The sequence below is a fragment of the Mesorhizobium sp. M4A.F.Ca.ET.050.02.1.1 genome (assembly GCF_003997725.1).
Taxonomy (GTDB): domain Bacteria; phylum Pseudomonadota; class Alphaproteobacteria; order Rhizobiales; family Rhizobiaceae; genus Mesorhizobium.
In genome coordinates this window covers 1-3,876 of the sequence record NZ_RZSG01000578.1, presented here as the reverse complement: position 1 = coordinate 3,876, position 3,876 = coordinate 1, and the positions used below count along the sequence as shown (strand labels likewise).

Below are 3,876 nucleotides of genomic sequence, written 5' to 3'. Positions count from 1 at the left end.
CGACATCCCGTTTCGCCCGGATTGGCCGGTAAGACCGACCCCGCCCTCATCCCGTCATCCTCGCTGTCTTGCCGTTGGCCTTGAGTGCCGCCATAAGCATCGGTCCAACAGAAAACTGACCTGCCCTCGCTTTTTCGGTGAGCACGCGCAGATAACCACCGGCCGAGTTGATGTGCTGTGCCTTCTGCAGGATGCAGGCAATCACGATTGCGGCAACTTCCTGGCCCATCACATGGCAAGCCTCCTCGTACGCCGAGGGCGAAACCCCCAGAAAGCCTCGTACCTGCGCGGCAGTGATCATCAAATCGCGCCAGTTTCCGATCCCGTGCACGGCATAGTCGGCAATTTCGGGGCAGGCTTTCAGCACAAGTCCTATCGGATAACTTCTCGGCGTCTCGGCGACTGCTGGCCTTGGCTCGACCGTCGCCCCGCTTTTTTCGAAAGCTGGTTCAAATACAAAAGTGGAGTCTGTGTTTGAATCTGATTGCTGCCGCTCATTTTGGGACTCATTGGCGCTGGGATTTGTGGCATTCATGAAGTTTTCCAACATCATATCCACTTCGTCATGAAGTGCGGTCAGATCGGCAACGACCGCCTCTAGTTCGGTCAGCCCTGCCCGCCGCGGGATTGCATCTACGACGGCCCTGAACCGTCTCCAGACGTCTCCCCAGTCGCCAGGGGCGCCCTCCTCGATCGCAGCCTCGATGAGTTTGTGTATGTCGCGACGATGGAGCGTGATCCGTTCCCTCATCAACCTGAGCGCCTGGCTGTCGGCGCGGACCTGTTCGGCCGCACGCTGAAATTCCGCAGCGCGTGTCAGCAAAGGCGCCAGCGAAAACCCGAACGCTTCCTCGATGGCGCCGCCCTTTCCCTTGCGGGCGAACCTTTTGCCGTTTGGACTGTCGCGACGGATGATCACGCCGCAAGTCACCAGCTCGGCCAGGTGTCGCCGCAATGTGGAACCAGGCATGCCGTGCGTGCGCAACGACAGCTGCGAGTTCGAGGGAAAGACCATCAAGCCGTTTTCTTCGCTGATCTGGTCGTCCGGGTAGAAAGACAAGAGCCCGCTCAGCACGGCCAGAGCGCGATCTCCGACACCCACGAGCGACTTGCCTTCGCACAACCAACGATAGACCTGCCACTTCTCGACAAGAGCCCCATCAGGAATCTCACGCGATGCCGCGTTCGCTTGCACCAGCGCAAGCGTCATCGGCCGCCGCCCGAAGGGCGTCGTTGCATACCCACTCTCCATTTCCCTCACCTTTCAATCAGGCAAAAGAAATCTGCTCGCCGAAACGGCACCGCGACTCTTGACAGTGATTCGGGGAAATGCGATTCTCAACTTGCGACAGACGAGAAGGGCTTCCGCGACGGTGACGTTCGGGGCCTTTTTCTTTTGCGGTTCAGTCTCCTGTTGATGCCTTCTCCGACTTTCTGAACGCCTCATAAAGGTTGCCCAGATTATCGGAAATCCACGTCCCAAAGCGGCTGCCGTCGATCTCCTTCACGGCGATCGTGATGGCCTTGCCCGCCTTCTTGACGCTGACGCTAACTGCTTTGTCCTCGGGGACCCAGGACTGCGCCTGGGACTTCATGGCTGCCTTGCGAACCGGCTTCCCCTTCGCATTCAAGGCTACTAGCAGCCTATCGAAGCGTTTGTTGCTCTCCAGCTCACCGAATTCTGGTTCGGACAAGATTGCATTAATCAATTCAGACTTCTTGCCGGCGAGCAGAGAAAGCTCAACCCACCGCTCGCGGCCTACAGACGTAGCTGATCCAATCTTGCTGATCACAGATGTCGGAATTCTTGTGACAACTGAGACCATCTTCGAGACCGCAGCGGCGTTCGAGGCCAATGCTGACGAGATCACATCTCTGTCGTACCCCAAATCTTCAAGACGCTTTGCGAACATCGCCTTTTCGATGAAACTGAGACTTGCCCGAGCGGAATTCTCCTGTCCCTGGGCAATTACATGGGTTTTGTCGTCGATCTCCTTGACGACCGCCCTCACCTTCAGTCCCAATTCGCGGGCGACTCGGACCCTGCGATGGCCGAAGACGATCATGTAGCGGCCGTCTGAGCTCGGATGCGGACGGACAAGTATGGGAGAATCCTGCCCTCTCTCCCGAATCGCTTCCAGCAGCTCTTGATATTGTTCCTCGTCGTCGCCCATGCGGTCAGAAACGAACGAGCCGTCGACTGCGTTTGGGTCGAGTTCGACGACATGCTCGCCCTCAAGATACGCATCCGCTTGTTTTGCCAACTCGTTGACTGAGCGGATCATGGATTTTGACGCGCCGCGGATCGGATATGCCGCAGCGGAGGCCGATGACGCCCGGTCATCGGCCTCCGCTTCTACGAGGCCTGCAAGAAGATTCTTACGTGCCATATTTTACCTCCAGATAGGGCGTAGTCCATTGAATACATTTGGGAAATATCCACTTTTGTCAGCAGACAAAGTCAACGCCCCCATGCTTCATGAATTAAAGCTACGATTTCCCCGTTTACGATGTCCAAGGCTTCCATTGCCCGCTCGTATGTGGAACGGGTCATCGCATTCTTTTCGACTTCGTAGAGGGACTGCTTGGTAATCCCCGCATCGGAAATCGCGGTTGATTTCAGCATCTGGTTCTTGAGAATGAATTCGCCGAACAGCGTATGCAGGAACGCCACCATCTGCGCTTGCGGCTGATCCATCGGTTCGAATCGAGTAACAAGATAGCGATACCACTCCAGATTCACCTCCGCACCGGCCGCCCTGATCGGCTCCAAGATGTTCCCGAGCATCAGCAGAAACTGGCCCATGCTCATAACATCGAGCATCTGTGGATGGATCGTGATCAACACTGAGGTCGCAGCGGTCAGCGCGGTGATCGTCAGGTAGCCAAGCTGCGGCGGACAATCGATAACTATGACATCGTAGCGATCATCGACCTCCATCAATGCCTTCGAGATGCGCGTGAAAAACGCCCTGCCCACATTCGACGACTTATCTGTCATTGCCAGAGGCGTGTCGTATTCGAATTCCTGCAGCTCTAGGTTCGCTGGGACGATGTCCAAGCCCGGGAAATTCGTCGGCTTGATGATCTCCGAGAGAGGCACCCTGTCTTCGTCATAACGAATTGCGTCGTAAAGCGATTTCGTCTGGTCGAGTTCAGGTTGGAACCCATGCAACGAAGAAAGCGACGCCTGCGGATCGAGATCGACAGCTAGGACACGGTGCCCGGTAAGCGCAAGGTATTGGGCGAGGTGGGCAGCGGTAGTGGTCTTCCCGCTGCCCCCCTTAAAATTAACCACAGCTAAAATCTGAAGCTTCTCGCTCGGCCGCCGATGGGGAACATACATGCGGGCGTCAGATCGACCGTACTGGTCGAGGTACTGGCGCAGCTCAAGCATCTGTTCAGCAGTGTACGAGCGTCTGCCCGAAGTCGAGGTTTCAGGCACGGGCCCCTTTCCCTCCAGATGCAGTTTCTTCAGGTGGCTCTGGGAAACCCCCAAATATGTGGCAACCTCCGCCAGCGAGAACGAACGAAGATTTTTCTTTGCGTGGGGAGGGAAGCGCTGCATCGAAAGCAGGTGCAACTTCTTCGATATCTGGTCACCCTGATCGAGGATACTTTTCTCGAACAGCACCGGGATTTTCGTGGGAACGGGCGAACTCACGTTCATTCGATCGAGACTCTCTAAAAACGATTTTTGACGTAAAGGCGCCAAGCAACCGTCATTATGTCCGATTCGTTCGCCCGGGCAAGAAATTTAAAGTTAACAAAAGCTTAATGGTCTCGGGATAGGACCACATCTTGTGATTCATGCAACTGAATATGCTACACAATTCGGCGATTTTGTCTGCGGACAATCCTGCCTATCCCAAGCAC

The 3,876-nt window shown here is 55.8% G+C and carries 3 protein-coding genes; all 3 read right to left on the bottom strand.

Annotated features, from left to right (window positions below; translation table 11 throughout):
• Positions 1 to 46 precede the first annotated feature (46 nt).
• Entirely contained in the window at positions 47 to 1,252 is a 1,206-nt protein-coding gene (repC, locus tag EOA33_RS27215) for a plasmid replication protein RepC (protein WP_127407049.1), read from the bottom strand.
• Between the two features lie 151 nt (positions 1,253 to 1,403).
• The gene (gene repB, locus EOA33_RS27210; protein WP_127407048.1) at positions 1,404 to 2,390 is read right to left on the bottom strand and encodes a plasmid partitioning protein RepB; all 987 of its coding nucleotides are present in this window, start codon (positions 2,388 to 2,390) and stop codon (positions 1,404 to 1,406) included.
• Positions 2,391 to 2,461: 71 nt separating this feature from the next.
• Positions 2,462 to 3,670 (bottom strand): plasmid partitioning protein RepA, encoded by a 1,209-nt coding sequence (repA, locus tag EOA33_RS27205; protein ID WP_127407047.1) that lies wholly within the window; start codon positions 3,668 to 3,670, stop codon positions 2,462 to 2,464.
• Between the last annotated feature and the right edge of the window lie 206 nt (positions 3,671 to 3,876).

Bases quoted from the DNA above. Each gene is read 5' to 3' on its own strand.
- repC (WP_127407049.1), bottom strand. From the start codon at position 1,252: ATGGAGAGTGGGTATGCAACGACGCCCTTCGGGCGGCGGCCGATGACG.
- repA (WP_127407047.1), bottom strand. From the start codon at position 3,670: ATGAACGTGAGTTCGCCCGTTCCCACGAAAATCCCGGTGCTGTTCGAG.
- repB (WP_127407048.1), bottom strand. From the start codon at position 2,390: ATGGCACGTAAGAATCTTCTTGCAGGCCTCGTAGAAGCGGAGGCCGAT.